This window comes from Pseudomonas sp. ACN8, assembly GCF_002303925.1.
Classification (GTDB): domain Bacteria; phylum Pseudomonadota; class Gammaproteobacteria; order Pseudomonadales; family Pseudomonadaceae; genus Aquipseudomonas.
In genome coordinates this window covers 18,586-43,096 of sequence record NZ_MRCS01000055.1, presented here as the reverse complement: position 1 = coordinate 43,096, position 24,511 = coordinate 18,586, and the positions used below count along the sequence as shown (strand labels likewise).

The following is a 24,511-nucleotide window of genomic DNA, read 5'->3' as shown; positions in this document are numbered from 1 at the left end:
CGCTCCTACAGTGGGGTTGTGGTGTTATCGAGGGCGAATTGCGGGCATAAAAAAGCACCCCGCAGGGTGCTTTTTTGTCGCTGGAAGCTTAGCGCTTCAGCGAGGCTGGCAGGTGCGGCTGGATCGCCGTCAATACTGCCTTGAAGCACTTGGTGTTACCGGCAACGACGTGGCCTTTTTCAAGGAAGTCGTGACCGCCGGTGAAGTCGCTCACCAAGCCGCCAGCTTCCTGGATCAACAGGGCGCCTGCAGCCATGTCCCACTCGGACAGGCCCGACTCCCAGAAGGCGTCGAAACGGCCGGCGGCCACGTAGGCCAGGTCCAGGCTCGCCGAACCTGCGCGGCGGATGCCGGCAGTCTGGCCAACCAGGGCGCGGAACATGCCCAGGTAGTTGTCGAGGTTGTCCATCTGGTCGTCACGGAACGGGAAGCCGGTACCCAGCAGGGCGCCGTCCAGGCTGGTGCGGCCGCTGACGCGCAGGCGACGACCGTTCAGTTGAGCGCCGCGACCACGGCTGGCGGTGAATTCTTCCTGGCGAACCGGGTCCAGAACAACAGCGTGCTCAAGACGGCCGCGGTATTTGCAGGCAATGCTGACAGCGAAGTGAGGAATGCCGCGCAGGAAGTTGGTGGTGCCATCCAGCGGATCGATGATCCACAGGTACTCTTCGCCTTCGATGCCGGTGCCGGCGTGCATGCCGGTCTCTTCACCCAGGATCGAGTGATTCGGGTAGGCCTTGCGCAGGGCGTCGATGATTTTCTGTTCGGCGGCGCGATCCACCTCGGATACGTAATCCTTGGCGTCTTTTTCGTCGACCTTGATGGTATCCAGGCGCTCGATGGAGCGGAAGATCAATTCACTGGCGCTGCGGGCGGCGCGCAGCGCGATATTCAGCATGGGCTGCATGGATGTGTCACCTAAGGTTGTTAAAGAAAGCCGGGCATTCTATCAGAAAGTTTCTACAGGAGAAGGACGGCGTTCGCTTTCATGGCTTAACGGTAGGATGAGCTGTAAGATTCCGCTCCCGATTATCGTGTTCGAGAGCGCCTCCCTTGCTGCAAAACATTCGTGTCGTCCTGGTCAATACCAGCCATCCGGGCAATATCGGCGGGGCTGCGCGTGCCATGAAGAACATGGGGCTGTCGCGGCTGGTGCTGGTCGAGCCTCGTGTGTTCCCGCATCACGAGGCCGATGCCCGCGCCTCCGGTGCCGGTGACATCCTTGAAAACGCGCAAGTCGTCGCCACCTTGGAAGATGCCTTGGTCGGTTGCAATCTGGTGCTTGGCACCAGTGCTCGCGACCGGCGCATTCCCTGGCCGCTGCTCGATCCCCGCGAATGCGGAACGAAAGTGGTCGAGGAAGCCGGGCAGGGCGCGGAAATCGCTTTGGTGTTCGGTCGTGAAGACTCCGGCCTGACCAACGAAGAGCTGCAGCGATGTCATTATCACGTGCACATTCCATCAGACCCGGAGTTCAGTTCGTTGAACCTTGGGGCGGCGGTGCAGGTGTTGGGTTATGAAGTGCGCATGTCCTGGCTGGCGGCCCAAGGTCAGCCGAGCAAGGTCGAGAAGGAAGAAGTGGCTTCGGTCAAAAGCGCCGAGCTTGCGACCATGGATGAGCTGGAGCGATTCTATGAACACCTGGAACAGACCCTGGTGGCCATCGAATTCCTCGATCCGGAAAAGCCACGGCACTTGATGGCGCGCCTGCGCCGGTTGTACGGACGCAGCTCGGTCAGCCGGGCGGAAATGAATATTTTGCGTGGCATCCTCACGGAAACCCAGAAAGCGGCCCGTGGTGAGCTCCTTAAGCGGAAGGATTAATGATGTTCGAGCGTTTGCGTGAAGATATCCAGAGCGTATTCCACCGAGACCCGGCGGCGCGTAACGCTTTTGAAGTCCTGACCTGCTATCCCGGCATGCATGCCATCTGGATTCACCGTTTGTCGGCGATGCTGTGGCGCGCGGACCTGAAGTGGCTGGCGCGGCTGGTGTCGAACTTCGGGCGCTGGTTGACCGGGATCGAGATCCATCCGGGGGCCAAGGTCGGCAGGCGCTTCTTCATTGACCATGGCATGGGCATTGTCATCGGTGAAACCGCCGAGATCGGCGATGACGTGACCATTTATCAGGGCGTAACCCTCGGTGGTACCAGCTGGAATAAAGGCAAGCGCCACCCGACGCTGGGTGATGGTGTCGTTGTCGGTGCCGGCGCCAAGGTGCTTGGCCCGTTCACTGTTGGTGCGGGAGCCAAGGTCGGTTCCAACGCCGTGGTGACCAAGGAAGTGCCGCCGGGCGCCACTGTGGTGGGTATTCCGGGGCGGATCATCGTCAAGCCCGACGAAGAACAGGACGCCAAGCGCAAGGCCATGGCCGAGAAGATCGGTTTTGATGCCTATGGCGTGACTGAAGACATGCCTGACCCGGTGGCGCGTGCCATTGGTCAACTGCTTGATCACCTGCAGGCGGTCGATGGGCGTCTGGAGGGGATGTGCGGAGCGTTGAAGGACTTGGGCAGCAATTACTGTGCGAAAGATCTGCCTGAGTTGCGTGAAGAAGACTTTGCCTGTGTGAAGGACAAGGATCAGAGTCAGGCCAGTTAGACCGAGTTGGGCTTATCGCGAGCAGGCTCGCTCCTACATTTGAAATGCGTTCCCCTGTAGGAGCGAGCCTGCTCGCGATGAACGATGACTCGGTATTACTGGCTGTTCACAGCCAGCCTTTGCTATGATGCTGCCGCTCTTTTGCGGGTAATCCTGACTAAAGTACTAGGTCTTATAGTTGACTTAAATACTCGGGAATTGCATACTCGCCTCATTCCGATTTCCGTGGTAATTGTCCATGCGACTGACTACAAAAGGCCGATACGCCGTGACCGCCATGCTCGATTTGGCGTTGCACGCGCAGCACGGGCCCGTGTCCCTGGCCGATATCTCCGAGCGCCAAGGCATCTCCCTGTCCTACCTCGAACAGCTTTTTGCCAAATTGCGCCGTAGCAATCTGGTGTCCAGCGTCCGTGGTCCAGGCGGCGGCTACCAGCTGTCCCGCGACATGCAGGGCATCCAGGTCGCCCAGGTGATCGATGCGGTGAACGAATCGGTCGATGCAACCAAATGCCAGGGGCAGGGTGATTGCCATTCCGGCGACACTTGCCTGACCCACCACTTGTGGTGCGATCTGAGCCTGCAGATTCACGAATTTCTGAGCGGTATCAGCTTGGCTGACCTTGTGACTCGCCGTGAGGTGCAAGAAGTAGCCCAGCGTCAGGACCAGCGCCGTTGCAACAGCAAGGCGCCACGCCTGGACAAGATTGAAGCGTCCGCCGTCGAATGACAGCCGAAGAGCTAGCGGCACGCCAGCCAGCCTGATTTAGGAGATAGTCCATGAAATTGCCGATTTACCTTGATTACTCTGCGACCACCCCGGTTGATCCGCGTGTTGCGCAAAAAATGAGTGAATGCCTGCTGGTCGACGGAAACTTCGGTAACCCGGCGTCCCGTTCCCACGTGTTCGGCTGGAAAGCCGAAGAGTCCGTCGAAAACGCCCGTCGTCAGGTCGCTGACCTGGTCAACGCCGACCCGCGTGAAATCGTCTGGACCTCCGGTGCCACCGAATCCGACAACCTGGCAATCAAGGGGGCGGCGCATTTCTATGCCACCAAGGGCAAGCACCTGATCACCACCAAGATCGAGCACAAGGCTGTCCTGGACACCATGCGCCAGCTGGAGCGTGAAGGTTTCGAAGTGACCTACATCGAGCCTCGTACCGATGGCCTGGTGACCCCTGAGATGATCGAAGCCGAACTGCGCGACGACACCATCCTGGTTTCGGTCATGCACGTGAACAACGAAATCGGCACCATCAACGACATCGCAGCGATCGGCGAACTGCTCCGTTCCAAGGGCATCCTGTTCCACGTCGACGCCGCTCAGTCCACCGGTAAGGTCGAGATCGACCTTTCGAAGCTGAAAGTCGACATGATGTCGTTCTCCGCCCACAAGACCTACGGCCCTAAAGGCATCGGCGCCCTGTACGTCAGCCGCAAGCCGCGCGTACGTATCGAGGCGACCATGCATGGTGGCGGCCACGAGCGCGGCATGCGTTCCGGCACCCTGGCGACCCACCAGATCGTCGGCATGGGTGAAGCTTTCCGCGTAGCCAAGGAAGACATGGCTGCCGAGAACGCGCGCATCAAGGCGTTGAGCGACCGCTTCTACAAGCAGGTCGAGCACCTGGAAGAGCTGTACGTCAACGGCAGCATGACCGCCCGCGTTCCGCACAACCTGAACCTGAGCTTCAACTACGTTGAAGGCGAGTCGCTGATCATGGCGCTCAAGGATCTGGCGGTGTCGTCCGGTTCGGCCTGCACCTCGGCATCCCTTGAGCCTTCGTACGTGCTGCGCGCCCTGGGCCGCAACGACGAACTGGCGCACAGCTCGATCCGCTTCACCTTCGGCCGTTTCACCACCGAAGAAGAAATCGACTACGCCGCGCAGAAAGTCTGCGAGGCCGTTACCAAGCTGCGCGCTTTGTCGCCGCTGTGGGACATGTACAAAGACGGCGTCGATATCTCGAAGATCGAGTGGGCGGCACACTAAACAAAGAAGCCGCCGGATACAGGTCCTGTAGCAGCGCGGCGGTAAACGCAGCGTAACTACAGGGTCTCAAGAGCGGCCCTGATGAGTGAGGATTGAGAATCATGGCTTACAGCGAAAAGGTCATCGACCACTACGAAAACCCGCGCAACGTCGGCAAGATGGACGCGCAAGATCCTGATGTCGGCACCGGCATGGTCGGCGCTCCGGCGTGCGGCGACGTGATGCGCCTGCAGATCAAGGTCAACGACGCCGGCATCATCGAAGATGCCAAGTTCAAGACTTACGGCTGCGGTTCGGCTATCGCCTCCAGCTCCCTCGCTACCGAGTGGATGAAGGGCAAGACCCTGGACGAAGCGGAAACCATCAAGAACACCCAGCTGGCTGAAGAACTGGCCCTGCCGCCAGTGAAAATTCACTGCTCGGTACTCGCTGAAGACGCCATCAAGGCGGCTGTTCGCGATTACAAGCAGAAGAAAGGCTTGATCTGATTTTTGGCGACGAGTAAGGAGTCACCGATGGCTATCAGCATGACAGAAGCGGCTGCTCGACACGTGCGGCGCTCCCTCGACGGGCGCGGCAAAGGTGAAGGGATTCGTCTGGGTGTTCGCACCACAGGCTGTTCCGGCCTTGCCTACGTGCTGGAGTTTGTCGACGAGGTGGTTGCAGAGGACCAGGTGTTCGAAAGTCACGGCGAAAAAGTGATCATCGACCCGAAAAGCCTGGCCTACCTGGACGGCACCGAGCTCGATTTCGTCAAGGAAGGGTTGAACGAAGGCTTCAAGTTCAACAACCCCAACGTACGCGGTGAATGTGGCTGCGGCGAAAGCTTCAACATCTGAGGCTTGTCGTGGGTACTCCTTGTCATTTCGCTTTATTTGAGCTGCAGCCGAGTTTCGATCTGGACCTCGATCAGCTGGCTACGCGCTACCGTGAGTTGGCGCGCAGTGTTCATCCAGACCGCTTTGCCGACGCTTCCGAGCGTGAGCAGCGCTTGGCGCTGGAGCAATCGGCGAGCCTCAACGAGGCCTACCAGACGCTCAAGAGTCCGCCCAAGCGCGCGCGTTACCTGCTCGCCCTGAATGGTGGCGAGCTGCCGCTGGAGGTCACGGTGCATGATCCGGAGTTCCTTCTGCAGCAGATGGAGTTGCGTGAAGAGCTCGAAGACCTGCAGGACAGCGCCGACCTCAATGGCGTTGCCGTCTTCAAGCGTCGCCTGAAGGCAGCCCAGGATGAACTGAACCAAAGCTTCGCAGCTTGCTGGAACGATGCCGCGCACCGTGAACAGGCCGAACGCCTGATGCGGCGCATGCAGTTCCTCGACAAGCTCACCTACGAAGTGCGCCAGTTAGAAGAGCGCCTCGACGATTAACCCAGTGCCGCTCCGGTCGCACGCCTGATATACAGATAAGTCCTGATAACGATGGCCCTACTGCAGATCGCCGAACCCGGCCAAAGTCCTCAACCGCACCAGCGTCGTCTGGCTGTGGGGATCGACTTGGGCACTACCAATTCGCTGGTCGCTGCATTGCGCAGTGGTCTTTCCGAGCCGCTTGCCGACGCAGAAGGGCGGGTCATCCTGCCGTCTGCCGTGCGCTACCACGCCGATCGCGTCGAGGTTGGCGAATCCGCCAGGCTGGCCGCCGCCACCGATCCGTTGAACACCGTGCTGTCGGTCAAGCGCTTGATGGGGCGTGGTCTGTCCGACGTCAAACAGCTGGGTGATCAGTTGCCGTACCGCTTTGTCGGTGGCGAGTCGCACATGCCGTTCATCGAGACGATCCAGGGCCCGAAAAGCCCGGTGGAAGTGTCCGCCGACATCCTCAAGGTCCTGCGCCAGCGCGCTGAAGCGACTCTGGGTGGTGAATTGGTGGGTGCGGTGATCACCGTTCCGGCCTATTTCGACGACGCCCAGCGTCAAGCCACCAAGGACGCGGCCAAGCTGGCCGGTCTGAACGTGCTGCGCTTGCTCAATGAGCCGACCGCTGCAGCCGTGGCTTACGGCCTGGACCAGCACGCCGAAGGCCTGGTCGCGATCTACGACCTGGGCGGCGGTACCTTCGATATTTCGATTCTGCGCCTGACCGGCGGTGTCTTCGAGGTTTTGGCTACCGGTGGCGACAGCGCCCTGGGTGGTGATGACTTCGACCACGCAATCGCTGGCTGGATCATCGAGAGCGCCGGCCTGTCCGCCGATCTCGATCCGGGCGCGCAACGCAATTTGCTGCAAACTGCCTGTACGGCCAAGGAAGCCCTGACCAATGCGGCGGCCGTTGAAGTGGCCCATGGCGACTGGAAAGCCGAGCTGACCCGCGAAGCCTTCAATGCGCTGATCGAGCCGATGGTCGCTCGCAGCCTGAAAGCCTGCCGCCGCGCCGTTCGCGACTCCGGTATCGAACTGGACGACGTGCATGCCGTGGTCATGGTCGGTGGTTCGACTCGTGTGCCTCGCGTTCGCGAAGCCGTTGCCGAAGCCTTCGGTCGCCAGCCGCTGACTGAAATCGACCCGGATCAAGTGGTCGCCATCGGTGCTGCGATCCAGGCCGATACCCTGGCCGGCAACAAGCGCGACGGCGACGAACTGCTGCTGCTCGACGTGATTCCGCTGTCCCTGGGGCTGGAAACCATGGGCGGCCTGATGGAGAAGGTGATTCCGCGCAACACCACCATCCCCGTCGCCCGCGCTCAGGACTTCACCACTTACAAAGACGGCCAGTCGGCCATGGCCATCCACGTATTGCAGGGCGAGCGCGAGCTGATCAGCGACTGCCGCTCCCTGGCGCGCTTCGAGCTGCGCGGCATTCCGGCGATGGTGGCTGGTGCGGCGAAGATTCGCGTGACCTTCCAGGTCGATGCCGATGGTCTGCTGAGCGTTTCCGCTCGGGAACTGGGTTCGGGCGTTGAGGCGAGCATTCAGGTCAAGCCGTCCTATGGCCTGACCGACGGCGAAATCGCCAAAATGCTCAAGGATTCGTTCCAGCACGCCAATGACGACAAGGTTGCCCGTGTATTGCGTGAGCAGCAGGTCGACGCCCAGCGCCTGATCGAGGCGGTGCAGGCTGCTCTGGAGGCCGATGGCGAGCGCTTGCTCGACGCCGAAGAGCGCCTGGTCATCGACATGCAGGTGCAGGAACTGACCGAACTGATGAAAGGTACCGATGGTTACGCCATCGAGCAGCAGACCAAGCGTCTGTCGCAAGTGACCGACGCCTTTGCTGCCCGCCGCCTGGACTCGACGGTGAAAGCCGCGCTAGCGGGGCGCAACCTGAATGAGATTGAGGAATAACGATGCCGCAGGTCATTTTTCTGCCACACGAGAAGTTTTGCCCCGAAGGCATGGTTGTTGAGGCTGAGCCGGGGATTTCCATCCTCGAGTTGGCCCACGAGCACCACATCGAGATGGAAAGCGCCTGTGGCGGCGTCTGCGCCTGCACTACTTGCCACTGCATCATTCGCGAGGGTTTCGACTCGCTGGAAGAGGCCGACGAGCTGGAAGAGGACTACCTTGATAAAGCCTGGGGTCTTGAGCGCGAGTCCCGCCTGGGGTGCCAGGCCAAGGTCGGCACCGAAGACCTGACCGTCGAGATTCCGAAGTACTCGCTCAACCACGCAGCCGAAGCACCGCACTGATTCAAGGAATTGTCATGAAACTCAAGTGGACTGATGTGCTGGAGATCGCGATCCAGCTGGCTGAAAGCAAGCCCGACGTGGACCCTATGTCGGTCAACTTCGTCGATCTGCGTAAATGGGTGATGGAACTACCCGATTTCGACGACATGCCTGAGCATTGTGGCGAAAAGATCCTGGAGGCCATTCAGGCCCACTGGATCGAAGAACGCGACTGAGCCACGCCGCAGGTTAGGCAATACCCGAGAACCCGCGTATAATTCGCGGGTTTAATTTTTCGTAAATTACCGTTTCTGGAGTTACACCATGGCTGTTCAACGTACTTTCTCCATCATCAAGCCTGACGCCGTTGCTAAAAACGTGATCGGCGAGATCACCACTCGTTTCGAAAAAGCTGGCCTGCGCGTTGTAGCTTCGAAACTGAAGCAACTGTCCAAAGCCGAAGCTGAAGGCTTCTACGCTGAGCACAGCGCTCGTGGTTTCTTCAACGACCTGGTTGCTTTCATGATCTCCGGTCCGGTTGTCGTTCAGGTTCTGGAAGGCGAAAACGCTATCGCTCTGAACCGTGAGCTGATGGGCGCTACCAACCCTAAAGAAGCTGCTGCCGGCACCATCCGTGCTGACTTCGCTGACTCCATCGACGCCAACGCCGTACACGGTTCGGACTCCGAAGCCGCTGCCGCTCGCGAAATCTCGTACTTCTTCGCAGCTACTGAAGTAACCACTCGCTAAGCATTGGCTTAAGAGTGAAGGTGAATCCATGACTACATCGACTGTAAAAACTAACCTGCTGGGTCTGACTCAGCTGGAAATGGAAAAATTCTTCGACTCAATCGGGGAGAAGCGTTTCCGTGCCGGTCAGGTAATGAAATGGATTCACCACTTTGGTGTCGATGATTTCGATGCCATGACGAACGTCAGCAAGGCCTTGCGCGAAAAGCTCAAGACTGTTGCCGAGGTCCGTGGTCCGGAAGTGGTCAGCGAGGACATCTCCAGCGACGGCACCCGCAAGTGGGTGGTGCGCGTGGCGTCCGGCAGCTGCGTCGAGACCGTGTACATTCCCCAGGGCAAACGCGGCACCTTGTGCGTTTCGTCCCAGGCAGGCTGTGCCCTGGATTGCAGTTTCTGCTCCACCGGCAAGCAAGGCTTCAATAGCAACCTCACCGCCGCCGAAGTCATCGGCCAGGTGTGGATTGCCAACAAATCCTTTGGCAGCGTCCCGGCAACCGTCGACCGTGCCATCACCAACGTGGTGATGATGGGCATGGGTGAGCCGCTGCTGAACTTCGACAACGTCGTCGCGGCCATGCATCTGATGATGGACGACCTGGGCTACGGCATTTCCAAACGCCGCGTGACCCTGTCGACCTCCGGCGTGGTGCCGATGATCGATGAGCTGTCCAAGCACATCGACGTCTCCCTGGCGTTGTCCCTGCACGCACCGAATGACGCATTGCGTAACCAATTGGTGCCGATCAACAAGAAGTATCCGCTTAAGATGCTGCTCGAGTCGTGCCAGCGCTATATGTCGAATCTCGGCGAAAAGCGCGTACTGACCATCGAATACACCTTGCTCAAAGACATCAATGACAAGGTCGAGCACGCGGTGGAAATGATCGAGCTGCTCAAGAACATCCCGTGCAAGATCAACCTGATCCCGTTCAACCCGTTCCCGCACTCCGGTTACGAGCGCCCGAGCAATAATGCGATTCGTCGCTTTCAGGATCAGCTTCACCATGCAGGTTTCAATGTCACGGTCCGTACCACCCGTGGTGAAGACATCGACGCCGCATGTGGTCAACTGGTAGGGCAGGTGCTGGATCGCACCCGTCGCAGCGAACGTTATATCGCCGTGCGTGAACTGAACGCCGAAAACGATGTAGCGCAAGACGCCGCGAAATAACCAAGAGAGGATCTCTATGTCCCTGCGCTTTGCGCTGCTTTTGCTGTTGGCCAGCCTGTGTGCTGGCTGCGTGCTTTCGGGCGATTACAACCCGATGAAGACCAGCAAGGGCCGTGATGAAGCGCGTGAGGCGTACGTGCAACTCGGTATCGGGTATTTGCAACAAGGCATGACCGAGCGTGCCAAGGTTCCACTGAAGAAAGCGTTGGAGCTCGATAGCTCCGATCCTGATGCCAACGCGGCGCTGGGGTTGGTGTTCCAGGCCGAGATGGAGCCGGAGCTTGCCGACGAGCATTTTCGCAAGGCACTGTCTTCCCGTCCCGCCGATGCACGGATCCTCAATAACTACGGCAGTTTTTTGTTCGAGCAGAAGCGTTACAGCGAAGCCTACGAGCGCTTTGAACAAGCCGCTGCCGATACCCTGTATCCTGAGCGTTCGCGGGTGTTCGAGAACCTGGGCATGACCGCTGCAATGCTCGGTCAGCGGGATCTGGCCCAACAGCAACTGGAAAAAGCCCTGCGCCTGAACCACCAACAACCACGTGCATTGCTGGAAATGGCTGAGTTGTCTTACGAAGACAGGCATTATGTGCCCGCGCGTGACTATTACGACCGTTTTAGCCAGCTCTCCGAGCAAAATGCACGTAGTCTATTGCTCGGCGTTCGGCTGGCAAAAGTGTTCGAAGACCGCGACAAGGCCGCAAGCAAAGGCCTGCAACTAAAAAGACTCTATCCCGGTACGCCGGAATATCAGCAATACCTGTCGGAGCAATGATGAAAGCGGCGCATCCCGAAGTTGTAGCAGCGAATCGCGTAAACCCCGGTGAGACCTTGCGCCAGGCCCGCGAAAGCAATGGCTGGTCGCTGGCCGAAGTGGCCCTCAAGCTCAACCTCACCACCACTTCCCTGAGCAATCTGGAAGCCGGCGCCTTCGACAAGCTGCCCGGGCATACCTTTGCCCGCGGTTACATTCGTGCCTATGCCAAATTGCTCGGCATGGACCAGGCCGTTCTGGTCCGGCAATTCGATCAATCCACCGGTACCGATTCCCAGGGCAGCAATGTTCACAGCCTGGGTCGTATTGAAGAGCCGGTGCGGGTTTCACACACCATTTTGCGAATCGTCAGCCTGCTGTTGCTGGTCGCGGTGATCGGTGGCGGTTTCGTCTGGTGGCAGGATCAGACCTCGATGCGCACCAAGGACCTGATCGGTCTGGCACCCGAGCACGTAGAAGTCGAAGGCGCCGACGGTACGACTCAGATTCACCCGCTGGACGAGCCGGAAGACCAGGCCGTCGCGGAAGGTCAATCCGAAGGCGGAACCGCCCTCGCGCTGCCACAGGCTGATGCTCCGGCTGAAGCACCAGAACCGGCTCAAGCGACTGCGCCAGCCGCTCCGGCAGCGCCGACCACGCCAGCCGCGCCTGTTGTCGCAGCGCCGGTGACCCCGGTAACTCCGGCTCCGGCAGCTCCAGTCGTTCCGGCCCCGGTGGCGACTGCACCGATAGCCCCTGTTGCTCCAGCGCCAGCCGCATCGGTGGCCGGTCAAGGCCAGGTTCAGGTGCAGTTCACCTCCGATTGCTGGACACAAGTGACCGACGGCAGCGGCAAGGTGCTGTTCAGCGGTCTCAAACGCAAAGGCGACAGCCTGGCAGTCAATGGCAAACCACCGTTTGCCGTGCGTCTGGGCTTTGCCCGCGGCGCTCAGGTCAGCTACAACGGCCAGCCGGTCGATGTCGCTCCGTTCACCAGTGGCGAGACTGCTCGCCTGAAGTTGGGTCAATAAGTCATGCACGGCGAATCTCCAATCAAACGTCGCGAATCCCGCAAGATCTGGGTCGGTAACGTGCCTGTTGGCGGCGATGCGCCTATCGCTGTGCAGAGCATGACCAACAGCGACACCAACGATGTCGCGGCCACAGTCGCGCAAATCAATCGCCTGGAAGCGGCCGGCGTCGATATCGTGCGGGTTTCCGTACCGGACATGGACGCCGCCGAAGCTTTCGGCAAGATCAAGCAGCTGGTCAAAGTACCCTTGGTTGCCGACATTCACTTCGACTACCGGATCGCTTTGCGCGTAGCCGAACTGGGTGTCGATTGCCTGCGGATCAACCCGGGCAACATCGGTCGCGAAGACCGTGTGCGTGCGGTGGTGGATGCCGCCCGTGACCGCGGGATCCCGATCCGTATCGGCGTCAATGCCGGTTCCCTGGAAAAAGACCTGCAAAAGAAATACGGCGAGCCGACCCCGGCTGCGCTGGTCGAGTCTGCCTTGCGCCACGTCGAACACCTTGAACGCCTGAACTTCCAGGACTTCAAGGTCAGCGTGAAGGCCTCCGACGTGTTCATGGCCGTCGAAGCCTACCGCTTGCTGGCCAAGGAAATCGTCCAGCCACTGCACCTGGGCATCACCGAAGCCGGTGGTTTGCGTTCCGGCACGGTGAAATCTGCCGTGGGCCTCGGTATGCTGCTCGCCGAAGGGATTGGCGATACTATCCGCATCTCGTTGGCGGCCGACCCGGTCGAGGAAGTGAAAGTCGGCTACGACATTCTCAAATCCCTGCACCTGCGTTCCCGTGGCATCAACTTCATCGCCTGCCCGAGTTGCTCGCGGCAGAACTTCGATGTGGTCAAGACCATGAATGAGCTGGAGGGGCGCCTCGAGGATTTGCTGGTGCCGTTGGATGTTGCGGTCATCGGTTGTGTGGTCAACGGCCCGGGTGAAGCCAAGGAAGCCCATATCGGCTTGACCGGCGGCACGCCGAACCTGATTTACATCGACGGCAAGCCGTCGCAGAAGCTGACGAATGACAATCTGGTGGATGAGCTTGAACGCTTGATCCGCCAGAAAGCGGCCGAAAAGGTCGAAGCTGACGCTGCCGTTATCGCGCGCGGCTGAACCTGACTGTAGAGCCGAACGAATTTAAGGATTTAAAGTGAGCAAGTCATTGCAAGCCATTCGTGGCATGAACGACATCCTGCCCGAACAGACTCCCCTGTGGCGTCATTTCGAAGGCACCGTTTCGCGCCTGCTGGATAACTATGGTTACAAGCAGATCCGCATGCCGATCGTCGAGTTCACCGAACTGTTCAAGCGTTCCATCGGTGAAGTGACCGACATCGTCGAAAAAGAGATGTACACCTTCGACGACCGCAACGGCGACTCCCTGACCCTGCGCCCTGAAGGCACGGCGGCCTGTGTGCGCGCGGTACTGGAACACGGCATCACCGGCGGCGGCCAGGTTCAGAAACTCTGGTACATCGGCCCGATGTTTCGCCACGAGCGTCCGCAGAAAGGCCGTTATCGCCAGTTTCACCAGATCGGTGTGGAGGTGTTCAACCTCGACGGTCCGGACATCGACGCCGAGCTGATCGTGCTGACCTGGCGCCTGTGGGGCGAACTGGGCATCCGCGATGCGGTCAAGCTCGAACTGAACAGCCTGGGTACCAGCGAGTCCCGTGGCCGTTATCGTGAAGCGCTGGTCGAGTTCCTGTCGCAACACCTGGACAAGCTGGACGAAGACAGCCAGCGCCGCCTGAAGACCAACCCGTTGCGCGTCCTGGACACCAAGAACGCCGAGACGCAGGCAATTCTGGTCGATGCGCCGAAAATGGCCGACTACCTCGACGAAGAATCCCGCGTGCATTTCGAGGGCCTCAAGGCTCGCCTGGACGCCGCCGGCATTCCTTACGTGATCAACCCGAAGCTGGTTCGCGGGCTGGATTACTACAGCAAGACCGTTTTCGAATGGGTCACCGACAAGCTCGGCGCCCAGGGCACCGTGTGTGCCGGTGGTCGTTACGACGGTCTGGTGGAGCAGATGGGCGGCAAGCCGACCGCCGGCGTTGGCTTTGCCATGGGCATCGAACGCCTGGTCCTGCTGCTGGAAACCCTGGAGCAGATTCCGCAAGAGATCTCCCGTCAGGTCGACGTCTACCTCTGCGCCTTCGGTGAAGCCGCCGAACTGGCTGGCCTGACCCTGGCGGAGCGCGTTCGTGACCAGTTGCCCAACCTGCGCCTGCAAGTGAATGCCGGCGCCGGCAGTTTCAAAAGCCAGTTCAAGAAGGCCGACAAGAGCGGTGCGCTGTACGCGCTGATCCTCGGTGACGACGAAATGGCCCAGCAAGTGGTAGGTTTCAAACCCCTGCGTGGCCAGGGCGAACAACAAAGCATTGCCTGGGATGCGCTTGCTGCACACCTGGCCACCTGCGTCGTGCAGGGTTGAAGCTGTCTAAACAGCCGAATTAGCGATTAAGGAGTATTGGGGTGTCGAGTACCGAAGACGAACATTTGATGGAACTGAAGGAATGGTGGTCACGCAACGGTAAGCCCCTGGTCACTGGTGGCCTGTTGGCGCTGGTCATCGTGTTCGGCTGGCAGGCGTTCCAGAAGTATCAGAGCAATCAGTCGCAAGGCGCCTCGATTCTCTATCAGCAATTGCTCGAAACCACGCTGACGCCTGACGGCAAGCCTGATGCGGCCCGTGTTTCGGACCTGGCCGGCAAGCTTAACAGCGAGTTCGGCGGCAGCGCCTATGCGCAGTACGGCAGCCTGTTCGTGGCCAAGGTGGCGGTCGACAGCGGCAAGCTGGACGACGCGGCCAGCGAGCTCAAAGCCATTGTCGCCAAACCGGCCAACCCGGCGCTGGGCGAAATCGCCCGTCAGCGTCTGGCCCAGGTACTCGGCGCGCAGAACAAGGCCGATGAAGCACTGAAGCTGCTCGAAGGCGATGCCGACAAGGCATTCCTGGCCACTCGCGAAGAACTCAAGGGCGACCTGCTGGTGCAGTTGGGTCGTACCGACGAGGCGAGCGCGGCGTATCAAAAAGCCAAGGCGGCACTGTCGGATGAAGCGGCGGTCGGTGGCCTGCAAATCAAGCTGGACGACCTGGCCAAAGGGGATGCGTGACGTGATTCGTTGGAAACATGCAGCATTGCTGGCCCTGGCCATTTTGGCCGCGGGTTGCAGCAGCAACAGCAAAAAAGAACTGCCTCCGGCCGAACTGGTCGACTTCAAAGAAGAAGTGGTTCTGCAAAAGCAGTGGAGTCGTTCGATCGGTGACGGTCAGGGCGAAACCTACAACATGCTGGTTCCGGCCATCGATGGCGATACCATCTATGCCGCCGACGTCACTGGCGTGTTGATGGCGATGGACCGCAACACCGGCGACGTCAAGTGGAAGAAAGACCTCGAACTGCCTGTCTCTGGCGCCGTTGGTGTTGGTTACGGACTGGTCACCATTGGTACGATCAAGGGTGAAATCGTTGCCCTGGACGCGATCAACGGTGAAGAAAAGTGGCGCGCTCGCGTGTCCAGCGAAGTACTGGCGCCGCCAGCCAACAACGGCGACGTCGTGGTGGTTCAGACCCAGGACGATCGTCTGATCGGTCTGGATGCCTCCACCGGTGACCGTCGCTGGATCTATGACAGTACGCCTGCGGTACTGACCCTGCGCGGTACCAGTGCGCCGATCGTGACCAACCGTCTCGCGGTGGCTGGCCTGTCGACCGGTAAAGTGGTTGCCGTGGACATCACCAACGGCGTACCGGTGTGGGAACAGCGCGTAGCGATCCCGCAAGGTCGTTCGGAGCTGGAACGCGTGGTCGACATCGACGGTGGCTTGCTGCTGTCGGGCGAGACGCTGTATGTCGCCAGCTATCAGGGGCGCGTTGCCGCTCTGGACCTGCAAAGCGGCCGTCAGCTCTGGCAACGTGATGCTTCCAGCTATGCCGGTGTCGCCCAGGGTTTCGGTACCGTGTACGTGAGCCTGTCTTCGGGCACCGTTGAAGGCGTCGACGAGCGTTCCACCACAGCCTTGTGGAGCAACGATTCGCTGGCCCGCCGTCAACTGTCGGCCCCGGAAGTGTTCTCCAGCTACGTTGCAGTCGGTGACCTGGAAGGTTACCTGCACCTGCTGAGTCAGGTGGACGGTCGTTTCGTCGGCCGCGAGCGCATCGACAGCGACGGCCTGCGCGCCCGTCCGCTGGTGGTGGGTGACACGATTTATGTGTATGGCAACAGTGGCAAACTGGAAGCCCTGACCATCAAGTAAGAACTATGCTTGGGGTTAACCACCCCAGGCTGCTTCACTTGTGGGTATGAATGTGGGAGCGAGCCTGCTCGCGATGGACGTCAACGATTACGTTTGCGTCCTGAATAAACGCGGTGCCCTGGCGTTTTTCGTCGGAACGCCGCCCGGAGCAGGCTCGCTCCCACAGACAAGCGCGCAGTGTTGCCCCGAGCACCAGCCGCTGCCTCGCAGCGGCTTTTGTATTTTCTGAAATAACGAAGTGGAGAGCCGCATGGTTCCCGTAATCGCCCTGGTGGGCCGACCGAACGTCGGCAAGTCCACCTTGTTCAACCGCCTGACCAGGACTCGTGACGCCATCGTCGGCGACTTGTCCGGTCTGACCCGTGATCGCCAGTACGGTGAGGCCAAGTGGCAAGGGCGTTCCTACATTCTGATCGACACCGGCGGTATCTCCGGTGACGAGCACGGTATGGACGAAAAGATGGCCGAGCAGTCGCTGCTGGCCATCGAAGAAGCAGATGTCGTTCTGTTCCTGGTAGATGCCAAGGCCGGTTTCACCGCCGCCGACCAGATGATCGCCGAGCATTTGCGCAAACGTAACAAGCGTTCCTACGTGGTTGCCAACAAGGTCGACAACATCGACCCGGAAATGGCCCGCGCCGAATTCGCTCCGTTGGGCATGGGCCATGCGATTCCGATCGCCGGTGCTCACGGTCGTGGCATCACCCAGATGCTGGAAATCGCCCTGAGTGACTTCCCGAAAGACGACGACGAGCTGGAAGAAGGCGAGGAAGAAGACGTCGCCGAAGGCGAGGAAGCCAAGCGCATTCCTGGCCCAAGCGAAAAAGACGGGATCAAGATCGCGATCATCGGCCGTCCGAACGTCGGCAAGTCGACCCTGGTCAACCGCATGCTCGGGGAAGACCGGGTCATCGTCTACGACCAACCCGGCACCACCCGCGACAGTATCTACATCCCGTTCGAACGTAACGACGAGAAGTACACGCTGATCGACACCGCCGGTGTGCGCAAGCGCGGCAAGATCCACGAAGAAGTCGAAAAGTTCTCCGTGGTCAAAACCCTGCAAGCGATCAAAGACGCCAACGTGGTGATCTTTGTGATGGACGCCCGCGAAGGCGTGGTGGACCACGACCTCAACCTGCTGGGCTTTGCCCTTGAGGCCGGTCGTGCATTGGTCATCGCGATCAACAAGTGGGACGGCATGACGCCGAGCGAGCGCGACTTCGTCAAGATCGAGTTGCAGCGTCGTCTGTTCTTCGTCGAGTTTGCCGATATTCACTTTATCTCGGCACTGCACGGCACCGGTGTGGGCAACCTCTACGCCTCGGTACAGAACTCGTTCAAGTCCGCGGTTACCCGCTGGCCGACCAGCCGCCTGACCCAGATCCTGGAAGACGCGGTCAGCGAGCACCAGCCGCCGATGGTCAACAGCCGCCGGATCAAGCTGCGTTATGCCCACCTCGGTGGCGCGAACCCGCCGATCATCGTGATCCACGGTAACCAGATCGAGAAGGTGCCGAAGTCCTATGTGCGTTACCTGGAAAACACGTACCGCCGTGTGCTGAAGCTGGTCGGTACGCCGATCCGCATTGAGTTCAAGGGTGGCGAGAACCCGTACGAAGGCAACAAGAACACGCTCACCGACCGTCAGGTCAACAAGAAGCGTCGCTTGATGTCGCACCACAAGAAGGCCGACAAGAAGCGTCGCGACAAGCGCTGATTGGGGTTTTTCCTGTGGGAAGAAGAGGGCGCCAATGGCGCCCTTTTTCATGCCTGCCGTTTGGGCTATTCTCGGACTCCCCCGCGCCGCCGTAGAGCCGGGTGTAGAGCAGGGAACCACCGATGATCACCAGTAAGCTGCCGAATGTCGGCATCACTATCTTCACTCAGATGTCTCAGCTCGCGGCTCAGACCGGCGCGCTCAATCTGTCCCAGGGTTTCCCCGATTTCGATGCCCCGCAGGCCCTGTGCGATGCGGTCGGCCGGCATATCGCCAGCGGCCATAACCAGTATTCGCCAATGACCGGGCTGGCGCTGTTGCGTCAGCAGATCGCAGCGAAGATCGCCCGTAGTTATGGCGTGCAGGTGGATGTCGATAGCGAAGTGACGGTCACCCCTGGCGCGACCCAGGCGATTTTCTGTGCCATCCAGGCGGTTATCCACAGTGGCGACGAAGTCATCGTGTTTGACCCGGCGTACGACAGTTACGAACCTTCGGTGGAGCTGGCCGGCGGTCGTTGCGTGCATGTGCAGCTGGGTCTCGACGATTTCAGCATCGATTTCCAGAAGCTCGCCGATGCCTTGAGCCCGCGTACGCGGATGATCATCCTCAACACTCCGCACAACCCCAGTGGCGCATTGATCAGCCGTGCCGAACTCGACCAGTTGGCAGCCTTGATCCGCGATCGCGACATCTACGTGATCAGCGACGAAGTCTATGAACATCTGGTGTTTGATGGCGTGCCCCATGTCAGCGTGCTGAATCATGAAGAGTTGTATAAGCGCGCCTTCGTGGTCAGCTCGTTCGGCAAGACCTACCACGTCACCGGCTGGAAAACCGGCTATGTGGTAGCGCCACCGGCCCTGACGGCGGAACTGCGCAAGGTGCACCAGTACGTCAGTTTCTGCGGCGTGACCCCGCTGCAATACGCCTTGGCCGATTACATGGCCGAGCATCCCGAGCACGTCGAAGAGCTGCCGGGTTTCTATCAGGCCAAGCGTGATCTGTTCTGCGATCTGCTGGCGCCGTCGCGTTTCAGCTTCACCCGGGTGACCGGCACCTATTTCCAGTTGGTCGATTACTCGCAGATCCGTCCGGACCTCAATGACGTCGAGATGGCCCTGTGGATGACTCGCGAACATGGCGTGGCCAGCATCCCGATCTCGGTGTTCTACCAGACGCCGCCGGTCGGCCAGCGCCTGGTGCGGCTGTGCTTTGCCAAGCGTGAGGAGACCCTGCGTGAAGCAGCGGAAAAACTATGCGTGATCTGAGTGCATTGCCCAAGCTGACCGTTGCGCTGATCCAGACGTCCCTGGCCTGGCACGACCGCCAGGCCAACCTCGAGCATTTCGAGCCGTTGCTGGAGCAGGCTCGCGGCGCCGACCTGATCATTCTGCCGGAGATGTTCACCACCGGGTTCTCCATGGAATCCGAGGCCCTCGCCGAAGCGGAAAACGGCCCCGCCAGCAAATGGTTGCGGGCTCAGGCAGCAAAGCTTGATGCGGTGATCACCGGTAGCGTGATCGTTCAGGCCGCCGATGGCAGTCATCGCAATCGCCTGCTGTGGGCACGCCCGGATGGCGAGGTGCTGCACTACGACAAGCGTCACCTGTTCCGCATGGCCGGTGAGCATAACCACTACACCCCCGGCGAGCGCCAGGTGCAGTTCGAGCTCAAGGGCTGGCGCGTGCGACCGCTGATTTGCTACGACCTGCGCTTCCCGGTGTGGAGCCGTGACGCCCAGGACACCGATCTGCTGCTGTACACCGCCAACTGGCCGGGTGCGCGGCGTCAGCACTGGAACCGCTTGCTGCCGGCGCGGGCGATCGAGAACCTGTGCTATGTGGCGGCGGTCAACCGCATCGGGACTGACGGCAAGGGCTTTGCCTATACCGGTGACAGCCAGGTGCTGGATTTCCAGGGTGAGACATTGCTCAGTGCGGGGGAGGCTGACGGGGTGTTCAAGGTGGTGCTGGATGCGGCGGAACTGGCGGCGTATCGCACGCGGTTTCCGGCGAATCTGGATGCCGATACCTTCGAGTTCACCTGAAATTCGCGGCGCCTGACAGGACCTCATCGCCAGCAGGCTGGCTCCCACATTGGAATGCGATCTCCTGTGGGAGCCAGCCTGCTGGCGATGGGGCCAGAACAGGCAACGCAAAACGGACAGGCAAACAAAAAGGCCCCGAGGTTCACACCCCGGGGCCTTTTGCTTTTCGGCTGACAGTTTACGCCGCTTTCGCTTCCGGCTGGCTCAGCGAACGGTTCAGTGCGCTGAACAGGGCCTTGAAGCTGGCGGTGGTGATGTTTTCGTCGATGCCGACGCCATGCACCGCACGTTCACCGTTCACACGCAGTTCAATGTAGGCCGCAGCCTTGGCATTGGTACCCGCGCCGATGGCGTGCTCGTTGTAGTCCATGATTTCCACCGGTACGGGCAGGCCGGCCACCAGCGCTTCCAGGGCGCCGTTGCCCTTGCCGCGCCAGTGCAGGTTGGTCTCGCCCTGGCCTTGGCTGGCCACTTCCACTTCAACGGCGCTGTGACCGTTTTCTTCCTGCAGGCGATGGCTGACCAGCGCGTACGGGGTGTTGGCCTGCAAGTACTCGCTGTGCAGCAGTGCGTGGATCTGCTGGGCGGTCATTTCCAGGCCCAGGCGGTCGGTTTCACGCTGCACGACCTGGCTGAACTCGATCTGCATGCGACGCGGCAGGCTGATGCCGTATTCCTGTTCCAGGAGGTAGGCGATACCGCCCTTGCCCGACTGGCTGTTGACGCGGATCACCGCCTCGTAGCTGCGGCCGATGTCGGCCGGGTCGATTGGCAGGTACGGTACTTCCCACAGTGCATCGGATTTCTGCTGGGCAAAGCCCTTGCGGATCGCATCCTGGTGCGAGCCGGAGAACGCGGTGTGTACCAGGTCGCCGACGTACGGGTGACGCGGGTGCACCTGGATCTGGTTGCACTCTTCGACGACTTTGCGCACGCCGTCGATGTCGGAGAAGTCCAGCTCAGGGTTCACGCCCTGGGTGTAGAGGTTCAGGGCCACGGTCACCAGGTCGACGTTACCGGTACGCTCGCCGTTGCCGAACAGGCAGCCTTCGACGCGGTCGGCACCGGCCATCAGGCCCAGTTCGGTGGCGGCAACGCCAGTGCCGCGGTCGTTGTGCGTGTGCAGGCTGATGATCACGCTGTCACGACGGTTGATGTGACGGCCGAACCATTCGATCTGGTCGGCATAGATGTTCGGGGTCGCGCATTCCACCGTGGCCGGCAGGTTGAGGATCATCTTGTGCGCGGGCGTCGGGTTCCAGACTTCGATCACCGCGTCGCAGACTTCCTTGGCGAACTCCATTTCGGTGGCGCTGAAGGTTTCTGGCGAGTACTCGAAGGTCCACTCGGTGTCCGGCTGCATGGCCGCGTATTTGACGAACAGCTTGGCGGCGTTCACGGCAATGGCCTTGACCCCGTCCTTGTCCTGGTTGAAGACAATGCGGCGGAAGGAAGGGGAGGTCGCGTTGTACAGGTGAACGATGGCTTTCTTCGCGCCGCGCAGGGATTCGAAGGTGCGCTCGATCAGGTCTTCACGGCCCTGGGTCAGTACCTGGATGGTGGTGTCGTCAGGGATGTGGTTGCCTTCGATCAGGGTGCGGACGAAGTCGAAGTCGGTTTGCGAGGCGGCCGGGAACGACGCTTCGATTTCCTTCACGCCAACCTGCACCAGGGTTTTCCAGAAGCGCAGCTTCTTGACGGCGTCCATCGGTTCGATCAGCGACTGGTTGCCGTCGCGCAGGTCGGAGCTGCACCAGATCGGCGCGGCGGTGATGGTTTTCGATGGCCAGGTGCGGTCCGGAATGTCGATGGTCGGGAACGCGCGGTATTTCGAAGACGGGTCTTTGAGCATGCTCATCGGGAAATCCTTATTGTGTGGGCCGAAAAAAGGCGGCCTGCCGGTGGATCAAAAGTTCTTGGAGTACGGTTTGGGACGAGACACCACGATTCAGCCCGGCAGTCGTGCACTGACGAGGCACAGGCTGCGGTGCTGGCGGAGCTGAATGAGGGTGTGAGAGGTTTTCATGCCTTCAACCCTAACCGCGAGGGTGAAGGTTGGCAAGCAGTCGAAAAAAATTGAGAGGAATACTCGAAAGGCAAGGTTCTGCGAGATTTTATTGTGCGTAACGACACAGATTGTTTTGATGATTGCGCAGGGTTTGATTGGTGCGCAATTGAGATTTTGGTGTGCATGATCGAGTTTCGATGGCTGTGAGTCTGTCATCGCCAGCAGGCTGGCTCCCACAGGGGATTTGTATTGTGAACACGATCCAATGTGGGAGCCAGCCTGCTGGCGATGAAGGTATTCGCCTCAAAACATATCTCAAGGCTGAAACGCACCAATGAAGATAGCCGGATCGACCCGCGCATCGTTCAGGCTGATGTTCCAGTGCATGTGCGGTCCGGTCGCGCGGCCGGTCGCGCCGACTTTGCCAACCACGCCACCACGGGCCAATTGTTGACCCACCTTCACGTCGATTTTCGACATGTGGCAGAACATGCTGATAAAGCCCTGGCCATGGTCGACGAACACCGTGTTGCCATTGAAGAAGTAGTTGCCGATCAGGATCACCTTGCCGGCGGCCGGGGTTTTGATCGGTGTGCCGGCGCCCACGGCGAAGTCCAGGCCGGAGTGAGGGTTGCGCTCTTCACCGTTGAAAAAGCGCCGCACGCCGAACTTGCTCGACAGCGGCCCGTTCACCGGTTTGTCCAGCAGCAGGTTGCTCGGGGTGTTGGGGCTGAACGTGCGGTAGGCGGCAATCTGCTCGGCCAGTTCACGCTCGATGCGCTTGAGATTTTCCGGGTCCGGATTGACCTGTTGGGTGTTCTTCAGGGTGATGCGCTGTTCCGGGTATTTCTTGTTGCCAACTGTAAAACTCAGATTACGACCGCCGCTGCTGAGCGATTGAGCCCCTGGCTTGACCGTCAGCGGTACGCCGACAATGGCCAGCCAGTTGTTCTGTTCCTTGACCACCAGCACCGGTTTGCCTTGATAAGTGGCTTTTGGCGCTTGGGCGGACGTGCCCAGGTCCACTACCGCCACGCCGCCCGGCACCGGTTTGTTCAACTGGCGGGTGATGTAGCTGTCGGCGTGGGCGTTGAAGGTCAGGAGCAGCAACAGCAACGGAGCAAAGAAACGCGGCATGGATCAATCCAGTAAAGAAAGGGTGACGGGCGTCAGGTGATTGTCTTCGACCCGCACTTGCAGTTCGCCTTCGCCCAGCTTGGCCTTCAGGCGCTGGCCGGTATGGGTTTGCGCGGCGTTGCGGATGGCGTTGCCACGCTCGTCCAGCAAAATGCTGTAACCACGGCCGAGGGTCGCCAACGGGCTGACCACATGCAGCGTCTGCATCTGGCTGTGCAACTGCAGGCGACGGTTCTTCAGTCCTTCGCGGATGGCGCGTGGCAGGCGTTCGGCCAGGCTGTCGAGGCGCTGGCGCAGCATTGCCAGTTGCCGCCCCGGATGTTGTGCGGCCAGACGGGTTTCCAGGCGGATCAAGCGTTCGCGACGGGTGTTGAGGCTGCGCTCGAACGCACGGCGCATGCGCATGTCCAGGTCATCCAGGCGTTGCGCTTGCTGGCGCAGGCGCTCGCCGGGATGACGCAGGCGCCGGGAAATGCCTTCCAGGCGCAGGCGATCGCGCATCAAGCGATCACGCATGCGCATCACCAACCGCCGGTGCAGGCTTTCGACCCGACGTACCAGATCGCTGGAGTCCGGTGCCAGCAGTTCGGCGGCAGCGGAAGGGGTGGGCGCGCGAACGTCGGCCACGAAGTCACTGATCGAAACGTCTGTTTCATGGCCGACCGCGCTGACAATAGGCGTCACGCAAGCGTCGACGGCACGGGCCACGGCTTCTTCGTTGAAGCACCAGAGGTCTTCCAGGGAACCGCCGCCCCGGGCCAGGATCAGTGCGTCGAAACCGCGGGCATCCGCCAGTTTCAACGCGCGGACAATCTGCGCAGTGGCTTCGCGGCCCTGTACGGCGGTAGGGATCAGGGTCAACTGCACCTGCGGCGCACGGCGACGGAACACGCTGATGATGTCGCGGATCACCGCCCCGGTGGGCGAACTGATGATGCCGATGCGTTGCGGGTGCGCCGGCAGCGGCACCTTGCGTTCGGCACTGAACAGGCCTTCGGCGCTGAGCTTTTCCTTGAGTGCATCGAAGGCCAGGCGCAAGGCGCCGTCGCCAGCCGGCTCCACGGTGTCGAGGATCAACTGATAATCACCGCGTCCCTCGAACAGCGAGACCTTGCCGCGGACCTTGACCGCCAGGCCGTCCTTCAAGGCCTGGCGAACCCGTGCCGCGTTCTGCCGGAACAGCGCGCAACGCACCTGGGCGCCGCTGTCCTTGAGGGTGAAATACACGTGGCCGGACGCCGGGCGGGCGAGGTTGGAGATTTCGCCTTCGACCCAGATGTTGCTGAACACGTCTTCGAGCAACACCCGCGCGCGGCCGTTGAGCTGGCTGACGGTCAGGACTTCGCGGTCCAGGCCGAGTCTTGCAAAGGGATCTTTAATCATGGGGCGCAGTTTAAAGGCATTCGGTGGTCAATCTCC

25 protein-coding genes are annotated in these 24,511 nt (G+C 60.3%); 21 read left to right on the top strand and 4 right to left on the bottom strand.

Annotated elements, in window-relative coordinates:
* Positions 1-88: 88 nt before the first annotated feature.
* The gene (suhB, locus tag BSF44_RS25010) at positions 89-907 is read right to left on the bottom strand and encodes an inositol-phosphate phosphatase (protein WP_008053258.1); all 819 of its coding nucleotides are present in this window, start codon (positions 905-907) and stop codon (positions 89-91) included.
* A 146-nt stretch (positions 908-1,053) separates the two neighbouring features.
* Between suhB and trmJ the strand changes: the two genes are divergently transcribed.
* From trmJ to BSF44_RS24905, 21 genes are all read left to right on the top strand, one after another.
* Positions 1,054-1,824, top strand: a complete 771-nt coding sequence (gene trmJ / locus BSF44_RS25005; protein ID WP_008053257.1) for a tRNA (cytosine(32)/uridine(32)-2'-O)-methyltransferase TrmJ — start codon at positions 1,054-1,056, stop codon at positions 1,822-1,824.
* 2 nt (positions 1,825-1,826) lie between these two features.
* Entirely contained in the window at positions 1,827-2,603 is a 777-nt protein-coding gene (gene cysE, locus BSF44_RS25000; protein WP_095945783.1) for a serine O-acetyltransferase, read from the top strand.
* A 238-nt stretch (positions 2,604-2,841) separates the two neighbouring features.
* Positions 2,842-3,333: a Fe-S cluster assembly transcriptional regulator IscR gene (gene iscR / locus BSF44_RS24995; RefSeq protein ID WP_003227911.1), complete on the top strand. Its 492-nt coding sequence runs from the start codon at positions 2,842-2,844 to the stop codon at positions 3,331-3,333.
* A gap of 50 nt (positions 3,334-3,383) precedes the next feature.
* A complete protein-coding gene (locus BSF44_RS24990) occupies positions 3,384-4,598 on the top strand; it encodes an IscS subfamily cysteine desulfurase (protein ID WP_095945782.1) in 1,215 nt (404 codons plus the stop codon).
* A gap of 101 nt (positions 4,599-4,699) precedes the next feature.
* Positions 4,700-5,086, top strand: coding sequence for a Fe-S cluster assembly scaffold IscU (iscU, locus tag BSF44_RS24985; RefSeq protein WP_056721266.1), 387 nt, complete (start codon positions 4,700-4,702; stop codon positions 5,084-5,086).
* 27 nt (positions 5,087-5,113) lie between these two features.
* Positions 5,114-5,437 carry an iron-sulfur cluster assembly protein IscA gene (gene iscA / locus BSF44_RS24980; protein WP_003227904.1) on the top strand — a complete coding sequence of 108 codons (324 nt, stop codon included), beginning with the start codon at positions 5,114-5,116 and terminating at the stop codon, positions 5,435-5,437.
* 8 nt (positions 5,438-5,445) lie between these two features.
* Complete coding sequence (hscB, locus tag BSF44_RS24975) at positions 5,446-5,967, top strand: co-chaperone HscB (RefSeq protein WP_046040913.1); 522 nt, start codon at positions 5,446-5,448, stop codon at positions 5,965-5,967.
* A 51-nt stretch (positions 5,968-6,018) separates the two neighbouring features.
* Positions 6,019-7,881: a Fe-S protein assembly chaperone HscA gene (gene hscA / locus BSF44_RS24970; RefSeq protein ID WP_095945781.1), complete on the top strand. Its 1,863-nt coding sequence runs from the start codon at positions 6,019-6,021 to the stop codon at positions 7,879-7,881.
* Between the two features lie 2 nt (positions 7,882-7,883).
* On the top strand, positions 7,884-8,225 hold the full coding sequence (gene fdx / locus BSF44_RS24965) for an ISC system 2Fe-2S type ferredoxin (RefSeq protein WP_020795601.1): 342 nt from the start codon (positions 7,884-7,886) through the stop codon (positions 8,223-8,225).
* 14 nt (positions 8,226-8,239) lie between these two features.
* Positions 8,240-8,440, top strand: a complete 201-nt coding sequence (iscX, locus tag BSF44_RS24960) for a Fe-S cluster assembly protein IscX (RefSeq protein WP_007973999.1) — start codon at positions 8,240-8,242, stop codon at positions 8,438-8,440.
* Positions 8,441-8,528: 88 nt separating this feature from the next.
* Complete coding sequence (ndk, locus tag BSF44_RS24955; protein ID WP_007903599.1) at positions 8,529-8,954, top strand: nucleoside-diphosphate kinase; 426 nt, start codon at positions 8,529-8,531, stop codon at positions 8,952-8,954.
* A gap of 28 nt (positions 8,955-8,982) precedes the next feature.
* A complete protein-coding gene (gene rlmN, locus BSF44_RS24950) occupies positions 8,983-10,125 on the top strand; it encodes a 23S rRNA (adenine(2503)-C(2))-methyltransferase RlmN (RefSeq protein ID WP_056721259.1) in 1,143 nt (380 codons plus the stop codon).
* A gap of 16 nt (positions 10,126-10,141) precedes the next feature.
* A complete protein-coding gene (pilW, locus tag BSF44_RS24945; RefSeq protein ID WP_095945780.1) occupies positions 10,142-10,900 on the top strand; it encodes a type IV pilus biogenesis/stability protein PilW in 759 nt (252 codons plus the stop codon).
* Positions 10,900-11,910, top strand: a complete 1,011-nt coding sequence (locus BSF44_RS24940; protein ID WP_095945779.1) for a RodZ family helix-turn-helix domain-containing protein — start codon at positions 10,900-10,902, stop codon at positions 11,908-11,910. Before pilW ends, BSF44_RS24940 begins: the two co-directional genes overlap by 1 nt.
* Positions 11,911-11,913: 3 nt before the next feature.
* On the top strand, positions 11,914-13,023 hold the full coding sequence (gene ispG / locus BSF44_RS24935) for a flavodoxin-dependent (E)-4-hydroxy-3-methylbut-2-enyl-diphosphate synthase (RefSeq protein WP_003185136.1): 1,110 nt from the start codon (positions 11,914-11,916) through the stop codon (positions 13,021-13,023).
* Positions 13,024-13,060: 37 nt separating this feature from the next.
* Complete coding sequence (gene hisS, locus BSF44_RS24930; protein ID WP_046040930.1) at positions 13,061-14,350, top strand: histidine--tRNA ligase; 1,290 nt, start codon at positions 13,061-13,063, stop codon at positions 14,348-14,350.
* A gap of 41 nt (positions 14,351-14,391) precedes the next feature.
* Entirely contained in the window at positions 14,392-15,033 is a 642-nt protein-coding gene (locus BSF44_RS24925; protein WP_095945778.1) for a tetratricopeptide repeat protein, read from the top strand.
* Entirely contained in the window at positions 15,026-16,177 is a 1,152-nt protein-coding gene (gene bamB, locus BSF44_RS24920) for an outer membrane protein assembly factor BamB (RefSeq protein ID WP_095945777.1), read from the top strand. Before BSF44_RS24925 ends, bamB begins: the two co-directional genes overlap by 8 nt.
* A gap of 250 nt (positions 16,178-16,427) precedes the next feature.
* Positions 16,428-17,897, top strand: a complete 1,470-nt coding sequence (gene der / locus BSF44_RS24915; protein ID WP_046040936.1) for a ribosome biogenesis GTPase Der — start codon at positions 16,428-16,430, stop codon at positions 17,895-17,897.
* Between the two features lie 122 nt (positions 17,898-18,019).
* Positions 18,020-19,168: a pyridoxal phosphate-dependent aminotransferase gene (locus tag BSF44_RS24910; protein ID WP_095945776.1), complete on the top strand. Its 1,149-nt coding sequence runs from the start codon at positions 18,020-18,022 to the stop codon at positions 19,166-19,168.
* Positions 19,156-19,947 (top strand): amidohydrolase, encoded by a 792-nt coding sequence (locus BSF44_RS24905; RefSeq protein WP_095945775.1) that lies wholly within the window; start codon positions 19,156-19,158, stop codon positions 19,945-19,947. Before BSF44_RS24910 ends, BSF44_RS24905 begins: the two co-directional genes overlap by 13 nt.
* 178 nt (positions 19,948-20,125) lie before the next feature.
* On the opposite strand, the gene leuA is transcribed toward BSF44_RS24905, so the two are convergent.
* The 3 genes from leuA to xseA form a co-directional block, all read right to left on the bottom strand.
* Complete coding sequence (gene leuA / locus BSF44_RS24900) at positions 20,126-21,805, bottom strand: 2-isopropylmalate synthase (protein WP_095945774.1); 1,680 nt, start codon at positions 21,803-21,805, stop codon at positions 20,126-20,128.
* A 465-nt stretch (positions 21,806-22,270) separates the two neighbouring features.
* Positions 22,271-23,092 carry a M23 family metallopeptidase gene (locus BSF44_RS24890; RefSeq protein ID WP_095945773.1) on the bottom strand — a complete coding sequence of 274 codons (822 nt, stop codon included), beginning with the start codon at positions 23,090-23,092 and terminating at the stop codon, positions 22,271-22,273.
* Positions 23,093-23,095: 3 nt separating this feature from the next.
* Positions 23,096-24,475 carry an exodeoxyribonuclease VII large subunit gene (xseA, locus tag BSF44_RS24885; RefSeq protein ID WP_008053235.1) on the bottom strand — a complete coding sequence of 460 codons (1,380 nt, stop codon included), beginning with the start codon at positions 24,473-24,475 and terminating at the stop codon, positions 23,096-23,098.
* Positions 24,476-24,511 lie beyond the last annotated feature (36 nt).